Source organism: Streptomyces sp. NBC_01485, from assembly GCF_036227125.1.
GTDB lineage: Bacteria > Actinomycetota > Actinomycetes > Streptomycetales > Streptomycetaceae > Streptomyces.
In genome coordinates, this window is sequence record NZ_CP109435.1 from 1,556,965 (window position 1) to 1,582,450 (window position 25,486).

Annotated in this window: 24 protein-coding genes; 1 reads left to right on the top strand and 23 read right to left on the bottom strand. The window is 70.5% G+C overall.

What is annotated here, in order from left to right; all coding sequences use genetic code 11:
- Positions 1–48: 48 nt before the first annotated feature.
- The 9 genes from OG352_RS07245 to pyrR form a co-directional block, all read right to left on the bottom strand.
- Entirely contained in the window at positions 49–372 is a 324-nt protein-coding gene (locus OG352_RS07245; RefSeq protein ID WP_329215542.1) for an integration host factor, read from the bottom strand.
- A 277-nt stretch (positions 373–649) separates the two neighbouring features.
- Positions 650–1,492: an orotidine-5'-phosphate decarboxylase gene (gene pyrF, locus OG352_RS07250; protein WP_329215544.1), complete on the bottom strand. Its 843-nt coding sequence runs from the start codon at positions 1,490–1,492 to the stop codon at positions 650–652.
- Positions 1,489–2,595, bottom strand: a complete 1,107-nt coding sequence (locus tag OG352_RS07255; protein ID WP_329215546.1) for a quinone-dependent dihydroorotate dehydrogenase — start codon at positions 2,593–2,595, stop codon at positions 1,489–1,491. The genes pyrF and OG352_RS07255 overlap by 4 nt, the downstream gene beginning before the upstream one ends.
- A gap of 51 nt (positions 2,596–2,646) precedes the next feature.
- Positions 2,647–5,967, bottom strand: coding sequence for a carbamoyl-phosphate synthase large subunit (gene carB, locus OG352_RS07260; protein ID WP_329215548.1), 3,321 nt, complete (start codon positions 5,965–5,967; stop codon positions 2,647–2,649).
- On the bottom strand, positions 5,960–7,102 hold the full coding sequence (gene carA, locus OG352_RS07265; protein ID WP_329215550.1) for a glutamine-hydrolyzing carbamoyl-phosphate synthase small subunit: 1,143 nt from the start codon (positions 7,100–7,102) through the stop codon (positions 5,960–5,962). The genes carB and carA overlap by 8 nt, the downstream gene beginning before the upstream one ends.
- Positions 7,099–7,683 carry a PH-like domain-containing protein gene (locus OG352_RS07270; protein WP_329215552.1) on the bottom strand — a complete coding sequence of 195 codons (585 nt, stop codon included), beginning with the start codon at positions 7,681–7,683 and terminating at the stop codon, positions 7,099–7,101. Before OG352_RS07270 ends, carA begins: the two co-directional genes overlap by 4 nt.
- Positions 7,680–8,966, bottom strand: a complete 1,287-nt coding sequence (locus tag OG352_RS07275) for a dihydroorotase (protein ID WP_329215554.1) — start codon at positions 8,964–8,966, stop codon at positions 7,680–7,682. The genes OG352_RS07270 and OG352_RS07275 overlap by 4 nt, the downstream gene beginning before the upstream one ends.
- A gap of 4 nt (positions 8,967–8,970) precedes the next feature.
- Positions 8,971–9,951 carry an aspartate carbamoyltransferase catalytic subunit gene (locus OG352_RS07280; protein WP_329215556.1) on the bottom strand — a complete coding sequence of 327 codons (981 nt, stop codon included), beginning with the start codon at positions 9,949–9,951 and terminating at the stop codon, positions 8,971–8,973.
- 98 nt (positions 9,952–10,049) lie between these two features.
- The gene (gene pyrR, locus OG352_RS07285) at positions 10,050–10,634 is read right to left on the bottom strand and encodes a bifunctional pyr operon transcriptional regulator/uracil phosphoribosyltransferase PyrR (protein ID WP_329215558.1); all 585 of its coding nucleotides are present in this window, start codon (positions 10,632–10,634) and stop codon (positions 10,050–10,052) included.
- A 239-nt stretch (positions 10,635–10,873) separates the two neighbouring features.
- On the opposite strand from pyrR, the gene bldD reads away from it, so the two are divergent.
- Complete coding sequence (bldD, locus tag OG352_RS07290; protein WP_030785871.1) at positions 10,874–11,374, top strand: transcriptional regulator BldD; 501 nt, start codon at positions 10,874–10,876, stop codon at positions 11,372–11,374.
- A gap of 218 nt (positions 11,375–11,592) precedes the next feature.
- On the opposite strand, the gene nusB is transcribed toward bldD, so the two are convergent.
- The 14 genes from nusB to rpsD form a co-directional block, all read right to left on the bottom strand.
- On the bottom strand, positions 11,593–12,021 hold the full coding sequence (nusB, locus tag OG352_RS07295; protein WP_329215564.1) for a transcription antitermination factor NusB: 429 nt from the start codon (positions 12,019–12,021) through the stop codon (positions 11,593–11,595).
- A gap of 2 nt (positions 12,022–12,023) precedes the next feature.
- Positions 12,024–12,590: an elongation factor P gene (efp, locus tag OG352_RS07300; RefSeq protein ID WP_020117452.1), complete on the bottom strand. Its 567-nt coding sequence runs from the start codon at positions 12,588–12,590 to the stop codon at positions 12,024–12,026.
- Between the two features lie 49 nt (positions 12,591–12,639).
- A complete protein-coding gene (locus OG352_RS07305; protein WP_329215565.1) occupies positions 12,640–13,746 on the bottom strand; it encodes an aminopeptidase P family protein in 1,107 nt (368 codons plus the stop codon).
- A gap of 184 nt (positions 13,747–13,930) precedes the next feature.
- Positions 13,931–14,794 (bottom strand): Pro-rich N-terminal domain-containing protein, encoded by an 864-nt coding sequence (locus OG352_RS07310; RefSeq protein ID WP_329215566.1) that lies wholly within the window; start codon positions 14,792–14,794, stop codon positions 13,931–13,933.
- Positions 14,795–14,981: 187 nt separating this feature from the next.
- Positions 14,982–16,076: a 3-dehydroquinate synthase gene (gene aroB, locus OG352_RS07315; protein WP_329215567.1), complete on the bottom strand. Its 1,095-nt coding sequence runs from the start codon at positions 16,074–16,076 to the stop codon at positions 14,982–14,984.
- Complete coding sequence (locus OG352_RS07320) at positions 16,073–16,588, bottom strand: shikimate kinase (protein ID WP_329215568.1); 516 nt, start codon at positions 16,586–16,588, stop codon at positions 16,073–16,075. The genes aroB and OG352_RS07320 overlap by 4 nt, the downstream gene beginning before the upstream one ends.
- Entirely contained in the window at positions 16,585–17,769 is a 1,185-nt protein-coding gene (gene aroC / locus OG352_RS07325; RefSeq protein WP_329215569.1) for a chorismate synthase, read from the bottom strand. Before aroC ends, OG352_RS07320 begins: the two co-directional genes overlap by 4 nt.
- A gap of 193 nt (positions 17,770–17,962) precedes the next feature.
- Entirely contained in the window at positions 17,963–18,802 is an 840-nt protein-coding gene (locus OG352_RS07330) for a shikimate dehydrogenase (protein ID WP_329215570.1), read from the bottom strand.
- Positions 18,783–20,591: an endolytic transglycosylase MltG gene (gene mltG / locus OG352_RS07335; RefSeq protein WP_329215571.1), complete on the bottom strand. Its 1,809-nt coding sequence runs from the start codon at positions 20,589–20,591 to the stop codon at positions 18,783–18,785. Before mltG ends, OG352_RS07330 begins: the two co-directional genes overlap by 20 nt.
- Positions 20,592–20,713: 122 nt before the next feature.
- Complete coding sequence (gene ruvX / locus OG352_RS07340; protein ID WP_329223748.1) at positions 20,714–21,178, bottom strand: Holliday junction resolvase RuvX; 465 nt, start codon at positions 21,176–21,178, stop codon at positions 20,714–20,716.
- A gap of 8 nt (positions 21,179–21,186) precedes the next feature.
- Positions 21,187–23,859: an alanine--tRNA ligase gene (gene alaS, locus OG352_RS07345; protein ID WP_329215572.1), complete on the bottom strand. Its 2,673-nt coding sequence runs from the start codon at positions 23,857–23,859 to the stop codon at positions 21,187–21,189.
- A complete protein-coding gene (locus OG352_RS07350; protein ID WP_329215573.1) occupies positions 23,859–24,212 on the bottom strand; it encodes a hypothetical protein in 354 nt (117 codons plus the stop codon). Before OG352_RS07350 ends, alaS begins: the two co-directional genes overlap by 1 nt.
- A gap of 7 nt (positions 24,213–24,219) precedes the next feature.
- On the bottom strand, positions 24,220–24,660 hold the full coding sequence (locus OG352_RS07355) for a DUF948 domain-containing protein (RefSeq protein ID WP_329215574.1): 441 nt from the start codon (positions 24,658–24,660) through the stop codon (positions 24,220–24,222).
- A 153-nt stretch (positions 24,661–24,813) separates the two neighbouring features.
- The gene (gene rpsD / locus OG352_RS07360; protein WP_093775827.1) at positions 24,814–25,428 is read right to left on the bottom strand and encodes a 30S ribosomal protein S4; all 615 of its coding nucleotides are present in this window, start codon (positions 25,426–25,428) and stop codon (positions 24,814–24,816) included.
- Between the last annotated feature and the right edge of the window lie 58 nt (positions 25,429–25,486).

The window sequence follows — 25,486 nt, forward strand, 5'->3', positions numbered from 1 at the left end:
CCAGCAATCCCGGAGTACCCGGGACTCCCTTCCCGCAGGACCCGGGAATCAGGAGCCGGTGCTGCCGAACTCCCGCTCCAGGGAAGCGATCTGGTTGGAACCGAGGCCGCGCACGCGGCGGCTCTCGGAGATGCCGAGTCGCTCCATGAGCTGCTTGGCGCGGACCTTGCCCACGCCCGGAAGCGACTCCAGGAGGGCGGAGACCTTCATCTTGCCGATGACGTCGTTTTCCTGACCCTGCTTGATGACCTCGTGAAGGGAGGCGCCGGAGTGCTTGAGTCGATTCTTGACCTCGGCCCGCTCCCGGCGAGCCGCGGCGGCCTTTTCGAGCGCGGCTGAGCGCTGTTCGGGGGTAAGGGGCGGAAGAGCCACGCCTACGTCACCTCGGATGTCGAACTGTCGGATACGGACCGGTGAGGAACCTAGTCGCCCCACACGCGGTGAGCTACGAGCAACACGCTGCCCGTTCACTCTCCGTCGGAGACTAGCGGCCAACTCCGCCGGAGTCAGCGAGAACAGAGGAAAAGTCCTGGTCAGCCTCCGTCAGGCCGGACATTTAACTCATAGTGCCCCGGATTTGAGGATGTATCCAGACTCAAGTCGACCAACGGCCGCCCGACCGAGCCCCCGGTCGGGCGGCCGCAGCCCCTCAGACGGAGGCCACCGCGTCGCGGACCGCTTGCGCGAACCGGTCAACTGCGTCACGCAGAGCGACGATGCCGGGACCGTGACGCAACACACCCCGACTGACGTTCGGCACGACGTTGCGCACCGCGGGGCCGAAGACCCGGGGAAGGTCGGCCGGGGTCGCCCCCTGGGCGCCGACGCCGGGCGCGAGGAGCGGGCCGTTGATGTCGAGGTCGTACGTCGAGAGGTCGCCCAGGGTGGCGCCGACGACCGCGCCGAAGGAGCCCAGCGGCTCCTCCCCCGCGTTCTCGGCGGCCAGGTGCGCCAGCATCGTCGCGCCCACGGTGCGCCCGTCGGCCCGCACCGCGTGCTGGACCTCGCCGCCCTCCGGGTTGGAGGTCAGCGCCAGCACGAACAGCCCGGCGCCGCTCTCACGGGCCAGCGCCACCGCCGGCGACAGGGATCCGTAGCCGAGGTACGGCGAGACCGTGAGCGCGTCGGAGAACAGCGGGGCGTCCTTGTGCAGGAAGGACTCGGCGTAGGCGGCCATGGTCGAGCCGATGTCGCCGCGCTTGGCGTCCATCACGACCAGGGCGCCGGCCGCCCGCGCCTCCTGGACCGACTTCTCCAGGACGGCGACCCCGCGCGAGCCGAACCGCTCGAAGAAGGCGCTCTGCGGCTTCAGCAGGGCGACCCGGTCGGCCGTCGCCTCGACGACCGTGCGGCTGAACCGCTCCAGACCGGCGACGTCGTCGCTGAGCCCCCACTCGGCGAGCAGGGAGGCGTGCGGGTCGATGCCGACGCACAGCGGGCCGCGCTCGTCCATGGCGCGCCGCAGCCGCGCGCCGAAGGGCTCCAGGGTCATGCCGTCCTCCTCACGTCGGCGCCGACCGCGTCGGCGAGGGTGGCGTAGGGGCTCGTCCGCAGGCGGGCGGCAAGGCCCTTGTGGATCGCGCGGCCCCAGAAGGGCCCTTCGTAGACGAAGGCGCTGTAGCCCTGTACCAGCGTGGCTCCGGCCAGGATGCGCTGCCAGGCGTCCTCGGCGTTCTCGACGCCGCCGACGCCCACGAGGGTGACACGGTCGCCCACGCGCGCGTAGAGCCGGCGCAGCACCTCCAGGGAGCGGGCCTTGACGGGCGCCCCGGACAGGCCGCCGGTCTCCTTCACGACAGAGGGTTCGGATTTCAGACCGAGTCCCTCACGCGCGATGGTGGTGTTCGTGGCGATGATCCCGTCCAGGCCGAGTTCGACGGCCAGGTCGGCGACCGCGTCGACGTCGTCGTCGGCCAGGTCCGGGGCGATCTTCACCAGCAGCGGGACGCGGCGCGAGGTCACCGTACGGTCGGCGGCCTCCCGGACGGCGGTCAGCAGCGGGCGCAGCGCCTCGGTGGCCTGCAGGTTGCGCAGCCCCGGCGTGTTCGGCGAGGACACGTTCACGACCAGGTAGTCGGCGTACGGCGCGAGCCGCTCGGTCGACTTCACGTAGTCGCCGACGGCCTCCTCCTCCGGTACGACCTTGGTCTTGCCGATGTTGACGCCCACCACGGGCCGGAAGACCGGCTCACGGGACGCGAGCCGGGCCGCCACGGCGAGCGAGCCCTCGTTGTTGAACCCCATGCGGTTGATGAGCGCCCGGTCCTTCACGAGCCGGAACAGCCGCTTCTGGGGGTTGCCGGGCTGCGGCTCCCCGGTGACCGTGCCGATCTCGACGTGGTCGAAGCCCAGCATCGACATGCCGTCGATCGCGACGGCGTTCTTGTCGAAGCCCGCGGCCAGCCCGAACGGGCCGTGCATGCGCAGCCCGAGGGCCTCGGTGCGCAGTTCCGCGTAGCGGGGCGCGAGGGCGGCGGCGACGAACGTGCGCAGCACGGGGACGCGGGCGGCCAGGCGGATCCAGCGGAAGGCCAGGTGGTGGGCCTGCTCCGGGTCCATCCGTTTGAAGACGAGGTTGAAGAAGATCTTGTACATGGTTCCCTCACGAAGAGGGGGACACCGTTTCCGGTGTCCCCCTCAGGGCTGCTAGTCGCGGGCCGCGGTCAGTTGCTGCGCGTGTTCCTGGAGTGAGCGGACGCCCACGTCCCCGTGGTTGAGGGCGTCGATGCCCTGGACGGCGGCGGCGAGCGCCTGGACCGTCGTCAGGCACGGCACGGACCGCGCCACGGCCGCCGTACGGATCTCGTAGCCGTCGAGGCGGCCGCCGGTGCCGTACGGGGTGTTGACGATGAGGTCGACCTCGCCGTCGTGGATGAGCTGGACGATGGTCTTCTCGCCGTTCGGGCCGGTGCCCTCGGACTGCTTGCGCACGACCGTGGCGTTGAGGCCGTTGCGGCGCAGGACCTCGGCCGTGCCGGAGGTGGCGAGCAGCTCGAAGCCGTGGGCGACCAGCTCGCGCGCCGGGAAGATCATCGAGCGCTTGTCGCGGTTGGCGACCGAGATGAACGCGCGGCCCTTGGTGGGCAGCGGGCCGTACGCGCCCGCCTGCGACTTGGCGTACGCCGTGCCGAAGACGGAGTCGATGCCCATGACCTCGCCGGTGGAGCGCATCTCCGGGCCGAGGACGGTGTCGACGCCGCGCCCGGAGGTGTCGCGGAAGCGGCTCCACGGCATCACGGCCTCCTTGACGGAGATCGGCGCGTCCAGCGGCAGTTCGCCGCCGTCGCCGGTGGCCGGGAGCAGCCCCTCGGCGCGCAGTTCTGCGATGCTCGCGCCCAGCGAGATGCGGGCGGCGGCCTTCGCCAGCGGCACCGCGGTCGCCTTCGAGGTGAAGGGGACCGTGCGGGACGCGCGCGGGTTGGCCTCCAGCACGTAGAGGATGTCGCCGGCCATCGCGAACTGGATGTTGATCAGCCCGCGGACGCCGACCCCGCGCGCGATGGCCTCCGTGGAGGCCCGCAGGCGCTTGATGTCGAAGCCGCCGAGGGTGATCGGGGGCAGGGCGCACGCCGAGTCGCCGGAGTGGATGCCGGCCTCCTCGATGTGCTCCATGACACCGCCGAGGTACAGCTCCTCGCCGTCGTAGAGCGCGTCGACGTCGATCTCGATGGCGTCGTCGAGGAAGCGGTCGACGAGGACCGGCCGGGTGGGGCTGATCTCGGTCGACTCGGCGATGTAGGACGACAGCCGGGTCTCGTCGTAGACGATCTCCATGCCGCGCCCGCCGAGGACGTACGACGGCCGGACGAGGACCGGGTAGCCGATTTCGTCCGCGATGGCCTTGGCCTCGGCGAAGGTGGTGGCCGTGCCGTGCTTCGGGGCCGGGAGGCCGGCCTCGGCGAGCACGCGCCCGAACGCGCCCCGGTCCTCGGCCGCGTGGATGGCCTCCGGGGGCGTGCCGACGATCGGCACCCCGTTGTCCTTCAGCGCCTGCGCCAGGCCCAGCGGGGTCTGGCCGCCGAGCTGGACGATCACACCGGCGATCGGCCCGGCCTGCGCCTCCGCGTGGACGATCTCCAGCACGTCTTCGAGGGTCAGCGGCTCGAAGTACAGGCGGTCGGAGGTGTCGTAGTCCGTGGAGACGGTCTCCGGGTTGCAGTTGACCATCACGGTCTCGTACCCGGCGTCGGACAGCGCGAAGGAGGCGTGGACGCAGGAGTAGTCGAACTCGATGCCCTGGCCGATGCGGTTCGGGCCGGACCCCAGGATGATGACGGCCGGCTTCTCGCGCGGGGCGACCTCGCTCTCCTCGTCGTAGGACGAGTAGAAGTACGGCGTCTTCGCGGCGAACTCGGCGGCGCAGGTGTCGACGGTCTTGTAGACCGGGCGGATGCCCAGCGCGTGCCGGACCTCGCGGACGACGTCCTCGCGCAGGCCGCGGATCTCGGCGATCTGCTGGTCGGAGAAGCCGTGCCGCTTGGCCTCGGCGAGCAGGCCGACGTCCAGCCGGTCGGCGGCGGCCAGGTCGTCGGCGGTCTCCTTGATGAGGAAGAGCTGGTCGACGAACCAGGGGTCGATCTTCGTGAACTCGAAGACCTCCTCCGGCGTGGCGCCCGCGCGGATGGCCTGCATGACGGTGTTGATCCGGCCGTCGGTGGGCCGGACCGCCTCGCGCAGCAGCTCGTCCTTGTTTCCGGCGGAGCCGGGCTCGCCGACGAACGTGAACTGGCTGCCCTTCTTCTCCAGCGAGCGCAGCGCCTTCTGGAGGGCCTCGGTGAAGTTGCGGCCGATGGCCATGGCCTCGCCGACCGACTTCATGGTGGTGGTGAGGGTCGAGTCGGCGCTCGGGAACTTCTCGAACGCGAAGCGCGGGGCCTTCACGACCACGTAGTCGAGCGTCGGCTCGAAGGAGGCCGGGGTCTCCTTCGTGATGTCGTTCGGGATCTCGTCGAGGGTGTAGCCGACGGCGAGCTTGGCCGCGATCTTGGCGATCGGGAAGCCGGTCGCCTTGGAGGCCAGCGCCGAGGAACGCGACACGCGCGGGTTCATCTCGATGACGATGACCCGGCCGTCCTCGGGGTTCACCGCGAACTGGATGTTGCAGCCGCCGGTGTCGACGCCGACCTCGCGGATCACGGCGATGCCGATGTCACGCAGGGTCTGGTACTCGCGGTCGGTCAGCGTCATCGCGGGCGCGACGGTGATCGAGTCGCCGGTGTGCACGCCCATGGGGTCGAAGTTCTCGATGGAGCAGACGACCACGACGTTGTCGTGCTTGTCGCGCATCAGCTCCAGCTCGTACTCCTTCCAGCCGAGGATGGACTCCTCCAGGAGGACCTCGGTGGTCGGGGAGAGCGTCAGGCCCTGGCCGGCGATGCGGCGCAGCTCCTCCTCGTCGTGGGCGAAGCCGGAGCCGGCGCCTCCCATGGTGAAGGAGGGGCGGACGACGACCGGGTAGCCGCCGCCGAGCGTGTCGACGCCGGCGAGCACCTCGTCCATGGTGTGGCAGATGACCGAGCGGGCGGACTCGCCGTGGCCGATCTTCTCGCGGACGGCTTCCACGACGCCCTTGAACAGTTCGCGGTCCTCGCCTTTGTTGATGGCCTCCACGTTGGCGCCGATCAGCTCGACGCCGTACTTCTCCAGGACGCCGTTCTCGGCGAGCGCGATAGCCGTGTTGAGGGCCGTCTGACCGCCCAGGGTGGGCAGCAGGGTGTCGGGCCGCTCCTTGGCGATGATCTTCTCGACGAACTCGGGGGTGATCGGCTCGACGTAGGTGGCGTCGGCGATCTCCGGGTCGGTCATGATCGTCGCCGGGTTGGAGTTGACCAGGATCACCCTGAGGCCCTCGGCCCGCAGGATGCGGCACGCCTGGGTGCCGGAGTAGTCGAACTCGGCGGCCTGGCCGATGACGATCGGGCCGGAGCCGATGACCAGGACGGACTGGATATCGGTGCGCTTAGGCACGCTGGCCCTCCATCAGGGATACGAAGCGGTCGAACAGGTAGGCGGCGTCGTGCGGGCCCGCTGCCGCTTCGGGGTGGTACTGGACGGAGAAGGCCGGCTGGTCGAGCAGCCGCAGCCCCTCCACGACGTCGTCGTTGAGGCAGACGTGGGAGACCTCGGCGCGGCCGAACGGGGTGTCGCTGACCTTGTCGAGCGGCGCGTCCACGGCGAAGCCGTGGTTGTGCGCGGTGACCTCGACCTTGCCGGTCGTACGGTCCTGGACGGGCTGGTTGATGCCCCGGTGGCCGTACTTCAGCTTGTAGGTGCCGAAGCCGAGGGCGCGGCCGAGGATCTGGTTGCCGAAGCAGATGCCGAACAGCGGGGTCCTGCGCGCGAGGACGGCGGTCATCAGGGCGACGGGGCCGTCGGCCGTGGCCGGGTCGCCGGGTCCGTTGGAGAAGAAGACTCCGTCGGGGGAGACGGCGTAGACGTCCTCTTCCGTGGCGGTCGCGGGGAGCACGTGCACCTCGATGCCGCGCTCGGCCATGCGGTGCGGGGTCATGCCCTTGATGCCGAGGTCGACGGCGGCGACGGTGAACTTCTTCTCGCCGACCGCCGGGACGACGTAGGCCTCCTTGGTGGCGACCTCCTCGTACAGGCTCGCGCCCTTCATGTGCGGCTGGGCCTGCACGCGCGCGAGGAGCTCGGGGTCGGCGGCGAGCGCCTCGCCGGAGAAGACGCCGGCGCGCATCGAGCCGCGCTCGCGCAGGTGGCGGGTGAGCGCGCGGGTGTCGATACCGCAGATCCCGACGACGCTCTGCGCGACCAGCTCGTCGTCCAGCGACCGCTTGGAGCGCCAGTTGGACGGCACGCGCGCGGGGTCGCGCACGACGTAGCCGGAGACCCAGATGCGGCTGGACTCGTCGTCCTCGTCGTTCCAGCCGGTGTTGCCGATCTGCGGGGCGGTCGCGACGACGATCTGGCGGTCGTACGACGGGTCGGTCAGGGTCTCCTGGTAGCCGGTCATGCCGGTGGAGAACACCGCTTCGCCGAAGGTCTCCCCCACGGCCCCGAAGGCACGGCCCCGGAAGATCCGGCCGTCCTCCAGGACGAGTACGGCGGGAGTCTTGTCGGCTCCCCTGGTGGAGGTCGTCATCGTGCGCCTTCCGTCGTGTTGTTCTTGATGGTGCTGTTCTTGATCATGGAGTTGATGGCGTCGACCCACGCGGTGTGCTCGGCCGCCGTGTCCGAGCGGAAGCCGGAGTCGATCAGCTTGTCGCCGTGCGCCCAGGTCACCACCAGCAGTCCGCCCTCGGTGAGGACCTTGCCGGCGATGCCCTTGCCGAGCAGCGCCTCGCGCAGCGCGCCGGCGGGGATGAAGAAGTCGGTCGCACCGGGGCGTACGACGTCCACTCCCGCGTCCGTCAGGGTGAGCTCGACCCGGCTGCGGGTGCCCAGACCGTGCGCCACGATGCGGTCGAGCCACTGCCCGGCGGTGGTGGAGCCGTGGTAGCGGCCGCTCATCGTCAGTCTCGCCTCGCCGGGCTCTTCCGGCGCGCCGGGCAGCTCGGGCAGGTCGCCCTGGAGCGTGCCGCGCCACTTCCAGCCCTCGCGCATCAGCCAGTAGACGAGCGCGATGAACAGGCCGAGGCCGACCACCCAGCCGATGCGCGCGGCCCAGTCGGTCACCGCGGCCGATTCCTTCTCGGCCGCGAGCAGAAGTGCAGCAGATGTCACGTGAGCTTCCCGTCGACGAGCGTGGCCTTGCCCCGGAGCCAGGTGTGGGTGACACGGCCCGGCAGCTCACGCCCCTCGTACGGGGTGTTCCGGCTGCGCGAGGCGAAGCCCGCGGGGTCCACGGACCCACGGTATGCCGTGTCGACGAGCGTGAGGTTGGCGGGCTCACCAGCCGAGACGGGACGCCCGTGCCCCGTGGCCCGGCCGATCTGGGCGGGCTTGAAGGACATGCGCTCGGCGACCCCGGCCCAGTCCAGCAGGCCCGTCTCCACCATCGTCTCCTGGACCACTGACAACGCGGTCTCCAGGCCGACCATGCCCATGGCGGCCGCGGCCCACTCGCAGTCCTTGTCCTCGTGCGGGTGCGGGGCGTGGTCGGTGGCGACGATGTCGATCGTGCCGTCGGCGAGCGCCTCGCGCAGGGCGAGCACGTCGCGCTCGGTGCGCAGCGGCGGGTTGACCTTGTAGACGGGGTTGTAGCTGCGCACCAGCTCGTCCGTGAGGAGGAGGTGGTGCGGGGTGACCTCGGCGGTGACGTCGATGCCGCGGGACTTGGCCCAGCGGACGATCTCGACCGACCCGGCGGTGGAGAGGTGGCAGATGTGCACCCGGGAGCCGACGTGCTCGGCGAGCAGGACATCCCGGGCGATGATCGATTCTTCGGCCACCGCGGGCCAGCCCCCGAGCCCCAGCTCGGCGGAGACGACGCCCTCGTTCATCTGGGCGCCCTCGGTCAGCCGCGGCTCCTGCGCGTGCTGGGCGACGACCCCGCCGAAGGCCTTCACGTACTCCAGCGCGCGGCGCATGATCACGGCGTCGTCGACGCACCTGCCGTCGTCGGAGAAGACGGTGACCCCGGCGGCCGACTCGTGCATGGCGCCCAGCTCGGCGAGCTTCCTGCCCTCCAGGCCGACCGTGACCGCGCCGATCGGCTGCACGTCGCAGTAGCCGTGGTCCCGGCCGAGCCGGTAGACCTGCTCGACCACACCGGCGGTGTCGGCCACGGGGAAGGTGTTGGCCATGGCGAAGACGGCCGTGAATCCGCCCGAGGCCGCCGCGCGCGTACCGGTGAGGACCGTCTCGGAGTCCTCGCGGCCGGGCTCGCGCAGATGGGTGTGCAGGTCGACCAGCCCCGGCAGCAGCACCTTGCCGCCGGCCTCGACGACCTCCGCGCCGTCCGCGCCGAGACCGACGCCGACCTCGGCGATCGTCCCGCCGTCGATCAGGACGTCCTGCGGCTCACCGCCGAGCACCTTCGCACCACGGATCAGGATCTTGCTCATGTTGTTACTTCTCCTCGGTGGTACGGGCGTGGCTGACGGCGGGTTCGTTGCCGCCCAGGAGCAGGTAGAGGACGGCCATCCGGATGGACACGCCGTTGGCGACCTGTTCGATGACGGTGCAGCGCTCGGAGTCGGCGACCGCGGCGGTGATCTCCATGCCACGGACCATCGGGCCGGGGTGCATCACGATGGCGTGCTCGGGCATCCGTGCCATCCGGTCGCCGTCGAGGCCGTAGCGCCGGGAGTACTCGCGCTCGGTCGGGAAGAACGCGGCGTTCATCCGCTCGCGCTGCACGCGCAGCATCATCACCGCGTCGGACTTCGGAAGCGTGCTGTCGAGGTCGTACGACACCTCGCAGGGCCACGACTCGATGCCGACCGGCACCAGGGTGGGCGGGGCGACGAGGGTGACCTCGGCGCCGAGGGTGTGCAGCAGGTCGACGTTGGAGCGGGCGACCCGGCTGTGCAGGATGTCCCCGACGATCGTGATGTGCCGGCCGGAGAGGTCCTGCCCGATCCCGGCGTCCCGGCCGATGAGCCGGCGGCGCATGGTGAAGGCGTCCAGGAGGGCCTGGGTGGGGTGCTGGTGGGTGCCGTCGCCCGCGTTGATGACGACGGCGTCGATCCAGTCGGAGGTGGCCAGCCGGTACGGCGCTCCGGAGGCGCCGTGCCGGATGACGACCGCGTCGACGCCCATCGCCTCCAGGGTCTGCGCGGTGTCCTTCAGGGACTCGCCCTTGGACACCGATGATCCCTTGGCGGAGAAGTTGATCACGTCCGCGGAGAGACGCTTCTCGGCGGCCTCGAAGGAGATACGCGTGCGCGTGGAGTCCTCGAAGAAGAGGTTGACGATGGTGCGGCCGCGCAGGGTCGGCAGTTTCTTGATGGGCCGGTCGGCGACCCGGGCCATCTCCTCGGCGGTGTCGAGGATCAGGACGGCGTCGTCGCGGGTGAGGTCGGCGGCCGAGATGAGATGACGCTGCATCTGTCAGGCTCCGTAAGGCAGTTCACGTATGGGGAGATCACGGGCGTGCAGGGGCACGGCGGCGGGACGTACGGCACACAGGGCCGTACGCGCGCGTGCTACTGCTGGGCGGTCTGCTTCACACCGAGCAGCACGGCGTCGCGACCGTCCTCCTCGGCGAGCAGGACCTTGACCGTCTCCCGCAGCGACGTGGGGAGGTTCTTGCCGACGTAGTCGGCGCGGATGGGCAGCTCGCGGTGGCCGCGGTCGACGAGGACCGCGAGCTGCACCGCGCGCGGGCGCCCGATGTCGTTCAGGGCGTCGAGGGCGGCGCGGATGGTGCGGCCCGAGAAGAGCACGTCGTCGACGAGGACGACCAGCCTGCCGTCGAGGCCGTCGCCGGGGATCTCGGTGCGGGCCAGCGCACGCGGCGGGTGCATGCGCAGGTCGTCGCGGTACATCGTGATGTCGAGGGAGCCGACCGGGATCTTGCGGTCGGTGATCTCCTCCAGCTTGGCCGCGAGCCGCTGGGCGAGGAAGACGCCACGGGTCGGGATGCCGAGGAGCACCACGTCGTCGGCGCCCCTGGCGCGTTCGACGATCTCGTGGGCGATGCGCGTCAGCACGCGCGCGATGTCGGGGCCTTCGAGAACGGGCCGCGCATCGACTTGCCGGGGATCCTGCGGAATGTCCTGCTTGTCCATAAGAAACGGACCTCCTTCTCCGCCTCACGGGACGGACCTTAAAGGACGTCGGATTTGCGCCATCCACGGTAGCAGGCCGGAAGGACACCCTGATCACCCCCTTGGCGTAACCGGCCACGGATACCACGGAAGAGTCGGTGTGGACCATTCGGCTTGACGCAGAAGAATCACGCTGCGTAACCTCACAGTGAGTCACCAGCACGCGGCCCAGCCGCGTCTACCCAGTGCCGGGGAGCTATATGTCCAGCGAATACGCCAAACAACTCGGGGCCAAGCTCCGCGCGATCCGCACCCAGCAGGGCCTTTCCCTCCACGGTGTCGAGGAGAAGTCCCAGGGACGCTGGAAGGCGGTCGTGGTCGGTTCGTACGAGCGCGGCGACCGCGCCGTGACCGTGCAGCGCCTTGCCGAGCTGGCGGATTTCTACGGGGTTCCGGTGCAGGAGCTGCTGCCGGGCACCACGCCGGGCGGGGCGGCCGAGCCCCCGCCGAAGCTGGTCCTGGACCTGGAGCGACTGGCCCATGTGCCGGTCGAGAAGGCGGGCCCCCTCCAGCGGTACGCCGCCACGATCCAGTCCCAGCGCGGTGACTACAACGGCAAGGTGCTGTCGATCCGCCAGGACGACCTGCGCACCCTCGCCGTCATCTACGACCAGTCGCCTTCGGTCCTGACCGAGCAGCTGATCAGCTGGGGCGTCCTGGACGCGGACGCGCGTCGCGCGGTCTCCCACGAGGAGAACTAGCCGCTCCGCGGTTGAGCAGAAACGTACCCTCGGAGGTGGCCGGAACCTGACGGTTCCGGCCACCTCCGCTTTTGGCGCGAACATGCCGCAGGGCCCACAGCGTGCGCTGTGGGCCCTGCGGCATGTTCGCGCCCCGAGGGGGCGCGGGGAACTGCGCGACGAGCCACAGACGGCCCTCAGGCCTCCTACGGCCCGCAGTTCCCCGGCTTCCCGCGGAGCTACTCGCGCCGCAGGGACGGCTTGAGCTCCTTGAGGCGGCCGAGCAGGCCGTTGACGAACGAGGGCGACTCGTCCGTGGAGAACTCCTTGGCCAGCTGCACCATCTCGTCGAGGACGACCGCGTCCGGAGTCTCGTCGGCCCAGATCAGCTCGTAGGCGCCGAGACGGAGGATGTTGCGGTCGACGACCGGCATCCGGTCCAGCGTCCAGCCGACCGAGTACTGGGAGATCAGCTCGTCGATGCGCCGCGCGTGCTGCGCGTAGCCCTCGACGAGCTGCATCGTGAACTCGCTCACCGGCGGCTGCCGGGTGTCGGCCCGGGAGAGCCGGATCCAGTCCCCGAGGACGGTCAGGACGTCGGCTCCGCGCTGGTCGCCCTCGAAGAGGATCTGGAAGGCGCGCTTGCGGGCCGTGTTGCGGGCAGCCACGGTTAGCTGTTCACCCGGCCGAGGTAGTCGCTGGTGCGGGTGTCGACCTTGATCTTCTCTCCGGTGGTGATGAAGAGCGGGACCTGGATCTGGTGACCGGTCTCCAGGGTGGCGGGCTTGGTGCCACCCGTGGAACGGTCGCCCTGCAGGCCCGGCTCGGTCTCCTGGACGACGAGCTCGACGGCGGCCGGCAGCTCTACGAAGAGCACCTCGCCCTCGTGCTGCGCCACGGTGGCCGTGAAGCCCTCGATCAGGAAGTTGGCGGCGTCGCCGACGGCCTTGCGGTCGACCATGAGCTGGTCGTAGGTCTCCATGTCCATGAAGACGAAGTACTCGCCGTCCATGTAGGAGAACTGCATGTCGCGCTTGTCGACAGTGGCCGTCTCGACCTTGACGCCGGCGTTGAACGTCTTGTCGACGACCTTGCCGGAAAGCACGTTCTTGAGCTTGGTGCGCACGAAGGCCGGGCCCTTGCCGGGCTTGACGTGCTGGAACTCGACGACGGACCAGAGCTGGCCGCCTTCGAGCTTGAGCACCAGGCCGTTCTTGAGGTCGTTCGTGGAAGCCACGGTTGCGGAATCTCCTGGACTGACGTGGACGACCCCGGGGCACGCACTCCTACAGCGCGAGCAGCTCCTTGGTCGTGATGGTGAGTAGCTCGGGTCCGCCGTCCGCCTCTGGGCGTACGACGAGCGTGTCATCGATCCGGACGCCGCCCCGGCCCGGGAGGTGGACCCCGGGTTCGACGGTGACCGGCACGCAAGCGTCCAGTTTACCCATGGCCGCGGGAGTCAACTGCGGGTCCTCTTCGATTTCGAGTCCGACACCGTGTCCCATGAGTGCCGGAAGGCCCTCGGTATGCCCCGCGGAGTCCAGCACCTGGCGGGCCGCGCGGTCCACGTCACGGTAGGCGGCGCCGGGCGCCAGGGCCTCGCGTCCGGCCCGCTGAGCGGCGAAGACGAGGTCGTAGAGCTCGATCTGCCAGTCGGCCGGAGACGTCCCGATCACGAAAGTACGGCCGATCTCACACCGGTAGCCGCGGTAGGCCGCCCCCAGGCAGACAGTGAGGAAGTCGCCTTCCTCGACCCGCCGGTCGGTGGGCCGGTGGCCGCGCCGGCCGGAGTTCGGTCCGGAGGCGACCGAGGTGGCGAAAGCGGCGCCGTCGGCGCCGTGGTCGACGAGGCGGCGCTCCAGTTCGAGGGCGAGGTGCCGTTCCGTCCGCCCGACGAGGATGGACTCCAGCAGCTCCCCCAGGGCCTGGTCGGCGATCTCGGCGCCGATCCGCAGGCAGGAGATCTCCTCCTCGTCCTTCACCACCCTCAGCTGTTCGACCGCGCCGCCCAGGTCGCCGAGACGCAGGCGCGGGGCGACCGAGCGGAGTGCCCGGTGGCGGGCCACCGTGAGGTGGTGCTCCTCGACCGCGAGGGAGTCTCCGCCCCGGGCCGTGAGGAGGTCGGCGGCGGCGACCGCCGGATCGCCTCCGGCGCGGGAGAGGGAGTGCACGCGCAGGGCGTCGTCCGGCCGTCCTCCGCCCGGACGGTCGTCCGGCGGGCCGGTGCACACGAGGAGGTCCTCGCCTCTGCCCAGCAGCAGGACGGCACCGTGCGGGGACGCGCCCGCCAGGTATCTCACGTTGGCGGGGCTGGAGATCAGCGCGGCGGCGCTGCCGCCGGCGTTGCAGCGCTCTCTCAGCCGTGTGCGACGGGACGCGTAGACCTCTGACATGACACGAGCGTAGGAGGGGTGGCTGGATTGTGCCGGTTGGGAGGGCGTTCGGGGGAACCGGGGAGGGACACGCATGGTTGTCTGCCCACTACCGGGCAGTTTGCCGCGCCCACGCGGCGGAGCCGCACATCGGCACGGTCCCGCGCCCCTGGGTCGGCTGCCCCCTCTGGCGGTTGGAAGGGCTCTACCACTTCGGGGGGCTTGCTATGGCCCTTGCCAGTACGTCGTCCAGGAGCCTTGCCGTTGTGGGGACGTCGAGTTGGGTGTTGTCGATGATGGGGAGGCCGGAGCCGTACCAGCCGGCCATGCGGCCGTGGATGCGGGCGACCTCCTCGTCCGTGAGGCGGCGGTTGCCGGAGCGTTCGGCGTTGCGCTCCAGGACCACTTCGAGGCCGGGGAGGAGGACGACGGGCAGGAGGCCGGGCCCCACGTGTCGTTTCCAGCCACCCAGGCCCACGGCCGGGCGGTCGGGGAAGATCGCGTCGTCCAGGATGCACGAGATGCCGTTGGCCAGAAAGTTACGCGCGGCGAAGCCGCAGGTGCGGCGGGCCAGACGGTACTGGGCCTCGGAGTGGTCGTTCCACCCGGACTGCGGGTCGGCGAAGCCCGAGCGGACCCATTCGCGTACGTCGTCGAGGCTGACGTGGGCGGTGGGCACCCGGCGGTGGTCGGCCCAGTACTTGGCGACGCTGGTCTTGCCGGCGCCCGCGGGGCCGATCAGCAGGACCGCGAGCGTCGTGGCCGTCGGGTCGGGGACGGTCGGCGCGGGCGGTGCGCTGGGCATGGGCACGGGGCCGCCGGGCGGCAGCGGTACGTGCCCGGTGGCGTCGGCGCCCGGCGGGACGGGGGCGTGCTGCGGGGCGGGCGGGTGCGGCACGGGCGGGACCGGCGGGTGGGGCGCGGGCGGGGCCGGGCCCGAGGGGGCCCCGAGGTATCCCGGCTGCGGCTGCGGCTGGGGGGCGCTGCCCGGCTGGTGCGACCAGCCGGCGGCCGGACCGTGCCCCGGCTGGTGGGGCGGCGGCAGCGGAGAACCCACTGCGTGCTGCATCCGGTGCCACTCCGTCTCGTACAGGCAATGGGCGCTGGCTGTAGGGGTGCGGACCCCTCTTCGCTACTGAACGGTACCGCCCCCGACCGTCGTTTGGTGAACGGCCGGGGGCGGTCCGAAGTGCCCGGTGCGCAAGGCGAATCGGGCGGAAGGGAACCGGGCGGACGTACCCGCCCGCCCCGCGGTCCTACTCGCCCACCTCGCCGTACGCGGCGAGCAGGACGGCCGGGTCGGGACCTTCCAGAACGGTCGGCTTGGCCAGGCCGTCCAGGACGATGAAGCGCAGCAGGTCGCCGCGGGACTTCTTGTCGACCTTCATGTTCTCGAGCAGCTTGGGCCACTGGTCGTGGCGGTAGTGCAGCGGGAGGCCCACCGACTGAAGGACCGTGCGGTGCCGGTCGGCCGTGACGTCGTCCAGCCGGCCGGCCAGGCGGCCCAGTTCGGCGGCGAAGTGCATGCCGACCGAGACGGCCGCGCCGTGCCGCCACTTGTAGCGCTCGTTCTTCTCGATGGCGTGCGCGAGCGTGTGGCCGTAGTTGAGGATCTCCCGCAGCCCCGACTCCTTCAGGTCGGACGACACCACGTCCGCCTTGACCCTGATGGAGCGCTCGATGAGCTCGGCGGTGTGCGGTCCCGCCGGGGTGCGGGCGCCCTCGGGGTCGGACTCGACGAGGTCGAGGATCACCGGGTCGGCGATGAAGCCGGCCTTGATGACCTCGGCGAGCCCGGAGACGTAGTCGTTGACCGGGAGGGAGTCCAGCGCGGCCAGGTCGCACAGCACACCGGCCGGCGGGTGGAAGGAGCCGACGAGGTTCTTGCCCTCGGCGGTGTTGATGCCGGTCTTGCCGCCGACGGCCGCGTCGACCATGGCGAGCACGGTGGTCGGGACGGCGATCCAGCGCACCCCGCGCAGCCAGGTCGCGGCGACGAACCCGGCGAGGTCGGTGGTCGAACCGCCGCCGACGCCCACGACGACGTCCGTGCGGGTGAACCCGGACTGGCCGAGCGCCTTCCAGCAGTAGGCGGCGACCTCGGCGGTCTTGGCCTCCTCCGCGTTCGGCACCTGGATGGCGACGGCCTCGTAGCCCTGCCCGGCCAGATCCGCGCGCAGCGCCTCCCCGGTCTCGGCCAGCGCCTCGGGGTGGATCACGGCGACCCGCTTGACCCGGTCGCCGATCAACCCGCCGAGCTCACCCAGCAACTGACGGCCGACCAGGACCTCGTACGGCTCGGAGCCCGCGCTGCCGCCGACCCGGATCCTTGTCACGGACTCGCTGCTCATGCTTCCTTCAACTCCAGTGAATCCAGGGCGACTTGAGCCACCTCTTCAGGTGTGCGGCCGTCCGTCGCGACCACGGCCGTGGCGACGCCCTCGTACAGGCCGCGGCGGGCTTCCATCAGTTCGCGCCACTGCTTGCGCGGGTTGACGGCGAGCAGCGGGCGGGCCGTGTTGAGGCCGGTGCGCTTGACGGCTTCCTCGACGTCCATCGCGAGGTAGACCACGCGCTGCCCGGCGAGCAGGCCACGGGTGTCCGCGTCCAGGATCGAGCCGCCGCCGAGCGCCAGGACGCCGTCGTGCTCGGCGAGCGCGCGGTGCACCGCCTGCTTCTCGAAGGCGCGGAAGACGTCCTCGCCCGCGTCGACGAAGATCTCCGCGATGCTGCGGCCCTGCTCGGCGACGATGTCGTCGTCGGTGTCCCGGTAGCCGACACCGAGCCGGTCGGCCAGCAGCCGTCCGACGGTGGACTTGCCGACGCCCATCGGGCCGACCAGGACGACCAGCGGCCCGCTCATCGGATGTGCAGGTTGTCGAGGTACGACCGCACGTTGCGGCGGGTCTCGGGGACGCTGTCGCCGCCGAACTTCTCCGCCACCGCGTCCGCCAGCACCAGCGCGACCATCGCCTCGGCGACGATCCCGGCGGCCGGGACCGCGCACACGTCGGAGCGCTGGTGGTGCGCCTGGGTCGCCTCGCCGGTGACGACGTCCACCGTCTGCAGGGCCCGCGGCACGGTCGCGATCGGCTTCATCGCCGCCCGGACGCGCAGCAGCTCGCCCGTGGTCAGACCGCCCTCGGTGCCGCCGGAGCGGCCCGTCGCCCGCCTGATGCCCTCGGGCGTGGTGACGATCTCGTCGTGCGCCTTCGAACCCGGCACGCGCGCGAGGCCGAAGCCGTCGCCGACCTCGACGCCCTTGATCGCCTGGATGCCCATCAGGGCGGCGGCGAGCCGGGCGTCCAGCCGGCGGTCCCAGTGCACGTGCGAGCCCAGACCGACCGGGACGTCGTACGCCAGCACCTCGACGACGCCGCCGAGGGTGTCGCCGTCCTTGTGGGCCTGGTCGATCTCCGCGACCATCGCCTTCGACGCGTCGGCGTCCAGGCAGCGCACCGGGTCCGCGTCCAGCTTCTCGACGTCGGCCGGGGTCGGGAGGACGCCGTAGGGCGCCTTGGCACCGGCCAGCTCCACGACGTGGGAGACGATCTCGATGCCGGCCGTCTCCTTCAGGTACGACCGGGCGACCGCGCCGAGCGCGACCCGGGCGGCCGTCTCACGGGCGGAGGCGCGCTCCAGGATGGGCCGGGCCTCGTCGAAGCCGTACTTCTGCATCCCGGCGAGGTCGGCGTGGCCGGGGCGCGGGCGGGTCAGCGGGGCGTTGCGGGCGAGGCCCGCGAGGATCTCCGGGTCGACCGGGTCGGCCGCCATGACCTGCTCCCACTTGGGCCACTCCGTGTTGCCCACCATGACGGCGACCGGGGAACCCAGGGTGAGGCCGTGCCGGACGCCGCCGAGGAAGGTGACCTCGTCGCGCTCGAACTTCATCCGTGCCCCGCGGCCGTAGCCGAGCCGCCGCCGCGCCAGGTGGTCGGCCACCATGTCCGTGGTGATCGGCACGCCGGCGGGAAGGCCCTCCAGCGTGGCGACAAGTGCGGGACCGTGGGACTCCCCCGCGGTCAGCCAACGCAGCCTGCTCAACGATGCTCCTCAGTACTCGCGCCCTGGTACTGCCTACGCGCGTCCTCGCGTACGTCGTCGGCGGACCGGGTGCGCGGCTCCGGCCAGCCATCTTCGATCCTCCCACGTCCGCCCGCCGACCCCGGCCGCCGGTCCACCAACCGGACGGGATCTGTCACATCGGGCGGACCGGCACGGCGTTTCGGTCCGGCGTTCAGCGGGCGGCGAGGGCGTGTTCGCCCGCCGTGCGCATGGCCTCCACGGGCGCCGGGGCGCGGCCGGTCATCCGCTCCACCTGGAACACCGCCTGGTGAACGAGAAGGTCGAGTCCGCTGACGACGGCGCCGCCGAACATCGACCAGCGGGCGGCCAGCTCGGTCGGCCACGGGTCGTAGAGCACGTCGAAGAGGGTGGCGGGGCGCTCCGGCACCGAGGCGGCGAGGGCGTCGGTGGCTGCGGCCGGGGTGGTCGCGACGACCAGCGGGAAGCGCAGGGCGTCGGCGGCGTCGCCCCAGTCGGCGATGCGGATCCCGACGTCGAGGCGCTCGCCCCACTGCCGCATCTCGGCGGCGCGGGCCGCGCTGCGGACGTAGGCGACGATCTCGCCCGTGCAGACCCGGGCCAGCGCGGCCAGTGCGGAGGAGGCGGTGGCGCCGGCGCCGAGGATCGCGGCCGAGTCGACCTGTTCGACGCCGCGCTCGCGCAGGGCGGCGACCATGCCGGGGATGTCGGTGTTGTCGCCGACCCGGCGTCCGTCCTCGGTGAGGACCAGGGTGTTGACCGCCTCGACGGAGGCCGCCGTCTCGCTGATCTCGTCGAGCAGCGGGATGACCGCGCGCTTGAGCGGCATGGTCAGCGACAACCCCGCCCACTCCGGCCCGAGTTCCGCGAGGAACCCGGGCAGGCCGGCCTCGTCGACCTCGAAGCGGTCGTACGTCCAGCCGGTGAGCTCCAGCGCCTCGTACGCGGCGCGGTGCAGCGTCGGGGAGAGGGAGTGCGCGATGGGCGAACCGAGTACGGCGGCCCGGCGGACGTCAGTTGCCCGAACTCTCATTGAACTTGTCCTTGAGTTTCTGGAACTCCTGGTGCGTCTTGGCGAATTCGGTCTTGCTCACGCCGTCGGTCGCCACGAAGTAGTACCAGCCGCTGTCGGTCGGATTCAGCGTCGCCTTGATCGCCACATCGCCGGGGTTTCCGATCGGGCCGGGCGGGAGACCCTTGTTGGTGTACGTGTTGTACGGGTCCTTGTTTCTGTTGATCTCCGACTCACTGATATGGATCTTGCTTTCGCTCTTCAGGTAGTTGAAGGTCGAGTCGAACTGCAGGAATCCATAGGTCTCGGGGTTCGCGAGATTCATGCGGTTGTAGACGACCTCGGCCATCTTGCGGTAGTCGTCGGCCGTCTTCCCCTCGGCCTGGACGAGGCTGGCGACCGTGATGACCTGCAGCGGACTGTCCAGCTTGAGCGCCTTGGCCTTGGCCTCGAGGTCGTATCCGCCGTACACCTCGTTGGCGTGGGCGACCATCGCCTTCAGGACCGCCTCCGGCTTCATGCCCTTGGCCGCGGGATAGGTGCCCGGGTAGAGGAAGCCCTCCAGCGGGTCCTTGATCTCGTCGTTGTCGTTCGCCCAGCCGGGCAGTCCGAGCGTCTTGTACTGGCTTTCCGCGACCTTCCGGGTGGCACCGGAGGCGAGACCGAGTTTCGTGTCGATGGTCTTGTAGACGGTCACGTTCCGCTGGCCCGGCGCGACCACCACATTGGCCTGGCTCTTCGGGTCGAGCATCATCGCGACGGCGCTTTTGGCGGACATTTCCTTTTTCAGGGTGTACGCGCCGGCCTGGATCGAGTCGCCTTCGGGATTGCTCGTGAACGCGGACACGAAGGCGTCGACGCTCTTGACGACGCCGGCGTCCTTCAGCAGCCGGCCGATGTCCGCGCCGCCCGACCCCTTGGGAACCTCCACGCTCACGCTCTGGCTCGTGCCGCCGCCCGCGTAGTCGGGAGCCGAGCCGTAACGATTCTTGTAGAAGTGGTAGCCGAAGTAGCCGACGCCGCCGACAGCACCGGCGAACACCAGGACGACGACCAGGCAGGCGACGCCGTTGCGGCTCTTCTTGGTCTTCGTGCCTTTGGAACCGTTGCCGCCTTTGCCGCCCCGGCCCCGCCGGTTTCCGCGGCCCTCCGGCTCGTCGTCGTCCGCTTCGTCCTCGGCGTCGCCGCCGCCCGCGAAGAAAGCGTGCCCGCCCTCGTCGGGTCCGGGATCCCAGTCGGGCTTCTGTTCCGGCTCCGACTCCTGCTCCGACTGCGCCGGTTCGGGCTCGGGGCGCCGCCGGGCGGGGGGCTCCGGCGGCGGATACGCGTCCGGGGTGCCGTAGAAGTCGGGCTGCTCCGCGCCGTAGGCCGCGGCCTGCTGCCCGTAGGGGTCACCGGGGTCGGCCGCGTACGGGACGTGGGCATGGGTGCCCGCGCCGTCCCAGCCGCCCTCCTGGTAACCCTCGTGGTAGGCCTGGGGGTTCTGCTGGTTCTGGTGGTCGTGCTGGTTCTGGTGGTTCTGCTGGTTCTGCTGGACGTACTGCTGCTGCCCCTGATCGACGTACTGCTGCGGGTCGTAGCCCTGGTACTGCGGGTCGTACTGCTGCTGGTCGTACTGCTGCGCCTGTCCTTGGCCCCAATCGCCGTACTCCGGCTGCTGCGGCTGCTGCGGGTACTGGTGCTGCTGCTGGCCGCCGTAGGCAGGCTGATGACCCGCGTGGGCCTGCTGCCCTTCCCATCCGCCGTCCCCGTACAACGGGTCCTCCGGATGCCACGGTTCGGAGCCTGGGCCCCGGCCATACTCAGTCATCGATCCCCTAGAGCCGCGAGGCGGCGGTCGCGCGGCTTGGCGGAGCCGGCTCCGTTCCGTCTCTCTCTGTGCGGTGGCTGTTCGAACACCCCCGCGTGGCGCGGAACGTTACCGTATCGCGATCAGATGACCACTTCGACGCCCTCGCCCGGTGGTTTACCTGACACCCGTTCGGATTCCAGCGCCTGCTGAAGGATGATCACAGCGGCCGCCTGGTCGATCACCGAGCGGCCCTTCTTGGACTTCACCCCCGACGCGCGCAGTCCCTGACTGGCCGTCACGGTCGTCATCCTCTCGTCCACCAGACGTACGGATACGGGCGCGATTTTGTTCGCCAGCTCCTGGGCGAAGCCCCGCACCTTCACCGCCGCCGGGCCCTCGCCCCCCTTGAGGGAGCGAGGGAGACCGACGACGACCTCGATCGGCTCGTACTCCTCGACCAGTTGTCCGAGCCGGCGGTGCGCCGCCGGGACGTCCCGGCCGGGGACCGTCTCCACCGGGGTGGCGAGGATCCCGTCGGGGTCGCACGAGGCGACCCCGATCCGGGCGTCCCCGACGTCGATCGCGAGCCGCCGGCCCTTGCGCATCGACTGGCTCACTTGGCCGTTTCCGCCACGAGCCGCTCGACGGCGTCGACGGCCTCGCCGATCGCGGCCGGGTTCTGGCCGCCGCCCTGGGCGACGTCCGGCTTGCCGCCACCGCCGCCGCCGAGGGTCTTGGCAGCCGTACGGACCAGGTCGCCGGCCTTGAGGCCGCGCTCGCGGGCGGCCTCGTTGGTGGCGATGACCGTCAGCGGCTTGCCGTTGCCGACCGTGAACAGGGCGACGACGACGGCGCGTCCGCCCTGGATACGGCCGCGCACGTCGAGGACCAGCCTGCGCAGGTCGTCCGGGGTCGTGCCGTCCGGGACCTGACCGGTGACGACGGCGATCCCGCGGACGTCCTTGGCGGACTCGACGAGACCGGCGGCGGCCTGGAGGACCTTCTCCGCGCGGAACTTCTCGATCTCCTTCTCGGCGTCCTTCAGCTTGCCGAGCATGGCGGAGACCTTCTCCGGGAGCTCCTCCGGACGCCCCTTGATCAGCTCCTGGAGCTGGGCGACGACCGTGTGCTCACGGGCCAGGAAGTTGTAGGCGTCGACGCCGACGAGAGCCTCGATACGGCGCACCCCCGAGCCGATCGACGACTCGCCGAGCAGCTTCACCAGGCCCAGTTGGGCGGTGTTGTGCACGTGCGTGCCGCCGCACAGCTCCTTGGAGAAGTCGCCGATGGTCACGACGCGCACCCGCTCGCCGTACTTCTCGCCGAACTCGGCGATGGCGCCCTGCTTCTTGGCCTCGTCGAGGGTCAGGATCTCGGCGTGCACGTCCAGGTCGCGGGCGAGCACCTCGTTGATCTTCTGCTCGACGTCGGTCATCACGGCCGTCGGGACGGCGGCCGGGGAACCGAAGTCGAAGCGGAAGCGGCCGGGCTGGTTCTCCGAACCGGCCTGGGCGGCCGTCGGGCCGAGGGCGTCGCGCAGGGCCTGGTGGGTCAGGTGGGTGGCCGAGTGGGCGCGGGCGATGGCCGTGCGGCGGCGGATGTCGATCGAGGCGTGGGCCTTGGCGCCGACGGTGACCTCGCCGAACTGGACGACGCCCTTGTGGACGTACACCCCGGGCACCGGCTTCTGGCAGTCGCGGATCTCGATGACGGCACCGGTGTCGACCTTGATCCGGCCGGTGTCGCCGATCTGGCCGCCGCCCTCGGCGTAGAACGGGGTGCGGTCGAGGACGATCTCGACCTCGTCGCCCTCGGTGGCGGCCGGCGAGGAGGCGCCGTCGACGAGGATGCCGACGACCGTCGACTCGCCCTCGGTGTCCGCGTAGCCGATGAAGTCGGTCTCACCGGCCCGGTCGGCGATCTCGCGGTAGGCGCCGGTGCCGGCGTGGCCGGTCTTCTTGGCCTGGGCGTCGGCCTTGGCGCGCTCCCGCTGCTCCTTCATCAGACGGCGGAAGCCGTTTTCGTCCACGGACAGCCCCTGCTCGGCGGCCATCTCGAGGGTGAGGTCGATCGGGAAGCCCCAGGTGTCGTGGAGCAGGAACGCCTTGTCGCCGGCGAGGACCTTGCCACCGGAGGACTTGGTCTCGGTGACGGCCGTGTCGAGGATGTTGGTGCCGGCCTTCAGCGTCTTGAGGAAGGCGTTCTCCTCGGCGACGGCGACCTTCTCGATGCGCTCGCGGTCGGTGACCAGCTCCGGGTACTGCCGGCCCATCATCGCGATGACCGTGTCGATGAGGTCCTGGACGACCGGACCCGTGGCGCCGAGGAGGCGCATGTTGCGGATGGCGCGGCGCATGATGCGGCGCAGCACATAACCGCGGCCCTCGTTGCCGGGGGTGACGCCGTCGCCGATGAGCATGACGGACGTGCGCATGTGGTCGGTGACCACGCGCAGGGAGACGTCCGAGTCGTGGGCCTTGCCGTACTCGACGCCGGTCAGCTCGGTGGCCTTCTTGATGACGGCCATGGAGGTGTCGATCTCGTACATGTTCTGCACGCCCTGCAGAATCATGGCGAGGCGCTCCATGCCGAGGCCCGTGTCGATGTTCTTGCTCGGCAGGTCGCCCAGGATCTCGAAGTTGTCCTTGCCGATGCCCTCGCCGCGCTCGTACTGCATGAAGACGAGGTTCCAGATCTCCACGTACCGCTCGTCGTTGACGGCGGGGCCGCCCTCGGCGCCGAACTCGGGGCCGCGGTCGTAGTTGATCTCGGAACACGGTCCGCAGGGGCCGGGGACGCCCATGGACCAGTAGTTGTCCTTCATGCCGAGGCGCTGGATGCGCTCGGCGGGGACGCCGATCTTTTCGCGCCAGATGGTCTCGGCCTCGTCGTCGTCGAGGTAGACGGTGATCCACAGGCGCTCGGGGTCGAGCCCGTAACCACCCTTGTCCTGGGGCGTGGTGAGCAGCTCCCAGGCGTAGGTGATGGCGCCTTCCTTGAAGTAGTCGCCGAAGGAGAAGTTGCCGCACATCTGGAAGAACGTGCCGTGGCGGGTGGTCTTGCCGACCTCTTCGATGTCGGGGGTGCGCACGCACTTCTGCACGCTGGTGGCACGCGACCACGGCGGCTTGACCTCACCGAGGAAGTACGGCTTGAAGGGGACCATGCCGGCGGGGACCAGGAGCAGAGTCGGGTCGTCCGCGATGAGCGACGCCGAAGGGACGACGGTGTGCCCGCGCTCCTCGTAGAAGCTCAGCCAGCGGCGGCGAATCTCGGCCGACTCCATCAGTGGTCCTCATTCCGGTTGTGCGAGTACGTCGGGTTCTCGACGTGCCTCGGGTTGCTCGGGTCGGTGCGGTTCTCCAGGGCGGCATACCGCCTGGGTGCGGGGAGTTCGGGGTCCTCGTGGATCCCGAGTGCCTCCCCCAGTTCGGCCTCCCGCCGGGCCATGTTGTCGCGGACGTCGAGCGCGAAGTCCAGCGCGCGGTCCTTGAGGCGGGCTCCCGTCTCGAGCGCCTTGTTGGCCGCGGTCGCGGCCAGGCTCTCGGGGGTCAGCTGCCTCAGCTTGCGGTTGACCTTGGTGGTGGCCCACACACCGGCGGCGACGCCCGTGCCGAACCAGAACGTACGACGGAACATCGCCGGCTCAGTCCCTCTTTCCACGGGGCTTGCGCTTCTCCCGCCGGGAGACCGTACGGCCCACGATCACGGTACGCCGGGGCTTTCCGGCGGGCGGGTCGTCCTTGCCGCCGCCGAGCGCCCGGCGTACGCCGTAGCCGAAGGCGGCGACTTTCACCAGGGGGCCGCCGAAGGTGGAGGCGACGGTGCTCGACAGCGCCGACGCGTTCGACGTGACCTCCTGGACGTCCGAGGCGATCGCGTCGACCCGGTCGATCTGGGTCTGCGCGGAACGCACCGCCGCGGAGGCGTCGGCCAGCAGCGGGACGGCCTGTTCGGTCACGTCCGCGACCAGCCGGGTGGTCGCCCTCAGCGTCTGGGCCAGCCTCGCCAGCGCGACGGCGAGGAAGGAGACCAGGATCGCCCAGAAGACGGCCACCAGGATTCCGGCCACCTCTCCACCGGACACCGTGCACCTGCTCTCATGAACACCTGCTGACAACTGCGCTGAGCCTATCGCGCCCCGCGCGCCCCGCCGAACCGGATTAAGACGCGCGAAAACCCGCCGCCCCGCCCGCCCCGAAGGGCGAGGGAACGACGGGCTCTCAGATCCGGGAGGGGATCAGCGGGCGTAGTACTCGACGACGAGCTGCTCGTCGCAGATGACCGGGATCTCCTTGCGGTTCGGCTCGCGGTCCAGGCGGAACGCCAGGGCGCCGAGGTTCACCTGGAGGTAGCGCGGGGTCTCGCCGTCGGGGGCGAAGCCACCGGCGCGGGAGACCTCGAACAGCGTCTTGCTGCGGCTGCGCTCACGGACCATCACGACGTCGTCGGGCTTGACGCGGAAGGACGGCTTGTCGACCTTCTGGCCGTTGACCTCGATGTGGCCGTGCACGACCATCTGACGGGCCTGGTAGATGGTGCGGGCGATGCCCGAACGCAGGACCAGGGCGTCGAGACGACGCTCGAGCTCGATGATCAGGGCCTCACCGGTCTTGCCCTGGACCTTGGAGGCACGCTCGTAGGCGCGGACGAGCTGGCGCTCGGACACGTCGTACTGCGCGCGCAGACGCTGCTTCTCGAGCAGACGGACCTTGTAGTCCGAGTTCTGCTTGCGGCCACGGCCGTGCTCGCCCGGCGGGTAGGGGCGGGCCTCGAAGTACTTGACGGCCTTCGGGGTCAGCGCGATGCCGAGGGCACGCGACTTCTTGACCTTGGGACGGGGCTGATTCGCCACTGTCTATGTCTCTTTCCTGGGTTTCGGCTCACCAGAGTTAAGGGAGGTCGCATCCGCA

Bases quoted from the DNA above. Each gene is read 5' to 3' on its own strand.
- pyrF (WP_329215544.1), bottom strand. From the start codon at position 1,492: ATGACCCTGGAGCCCTTCGGCGCGCGGCTGCGGCGCGCCATGGACGAG.
- OG352_RS07255 (WP_329215546.1), bottom strand. From the start codon at position 2,595: ATGTACAAGATCTTCTTCAACCTCGTCTTCAAACGGATGGACCCGGAG.
- carA (WP_329215550.1), bottom strand. From the start codon at position 7,102: ATGACGACCTCCACCAGGGGAGCCGACAAGACTCCCGCCGTACTCGTC.
- OG352_RS07275 (WP_329215554.1), bottom strand. From the start codon at position 8,966: ATGAGCAAGATCCTGATCCGTGGTGCGAAGGTGCTCGGCGGTGAGCCG.
- OG352_RS07280 (WP_329215556.1), bottom strand. From the start codon at position 9,951: ATGCAGCGTCATCTCATCTCGGCCGCCGACCTCACCCGCGACGACGCC.
- pyrR (WP_329215558.1), bottom strand. From the start codon at position 10,634: ATGGACAAGCAGGACATTCCGCAGGATCCCCGGCAAGTCGATGCGCGG.
- bldD (WP_030785871.1), top strand. From the start codon at position 10,874: ATGTCCAGCGAATACGCCAAACAACTCGGGGCCAAGCTCCGCGCGATC.
- OG352_RS07305 (WP_329215565.1), bottom strand. From the start codon at position 13,746: ATGTCAGAGGTCTACGCGTCCCGTCGCACACGGCTGAGAGAGCGCTGC.
- OG352_RS07310 (WP_329215566.1), bottom strand. From the start codon at position 14,794: ATGCAGCACGCAGTGGGTTCTCCGCTGCCGCCGCCCCACCAGCCGGGG.
- aroB (WP_329215567.1), bottom strand. From the start codon at position 16,076: ATGAGCAGCGAGTCCGTGACAAGGATCCGGGTCGGCGGCAGCGCGGGC.
- OG352_RS07320 (WP_329215568.1), bottom strand. From the start codon at position 16,588: ATGAGCGGGCCGCTGGTCGTCCTGGTCGGCCCGATGGGCGTCGGCAAG.
- OG352_RS07330 (WP_329215570.1), bottom strand. From the start codon at position 18,802: ATGAGAGTTCGGGCAACTGACGTCCGCCGGGCCGCCGTACTCGGTTCG.
- mltG (WP_329215571.1), bottom strand. From the start codon at position 20,591: ATGACTGAGTATGGCCGGGGCCCAGGCTCCGAACCGTGGCATCCGGAG.
- ruvX (WP_329223748.1), bottom strand. From the start codon at position 21,178: ATGCGCAAGGGCCGGCGGCTCGCGATCGACGTCGGGGACGCCCGGATC.
- alaS (WP_329215572.1), bottom strand. From the start codon at position 23,859: ATGGAGTCGGCCGAGATTCGCCGCCGCTGGCTGAGCTTCTACGAGGAG.
- OG352_RS07350 (WP_329215573.1), bottom strand. From the start codon at position 24,212: ATGTTCCGTCGTACGTTCTGGTTCGGCACGGGCGTCGCCGCCGGTGTG.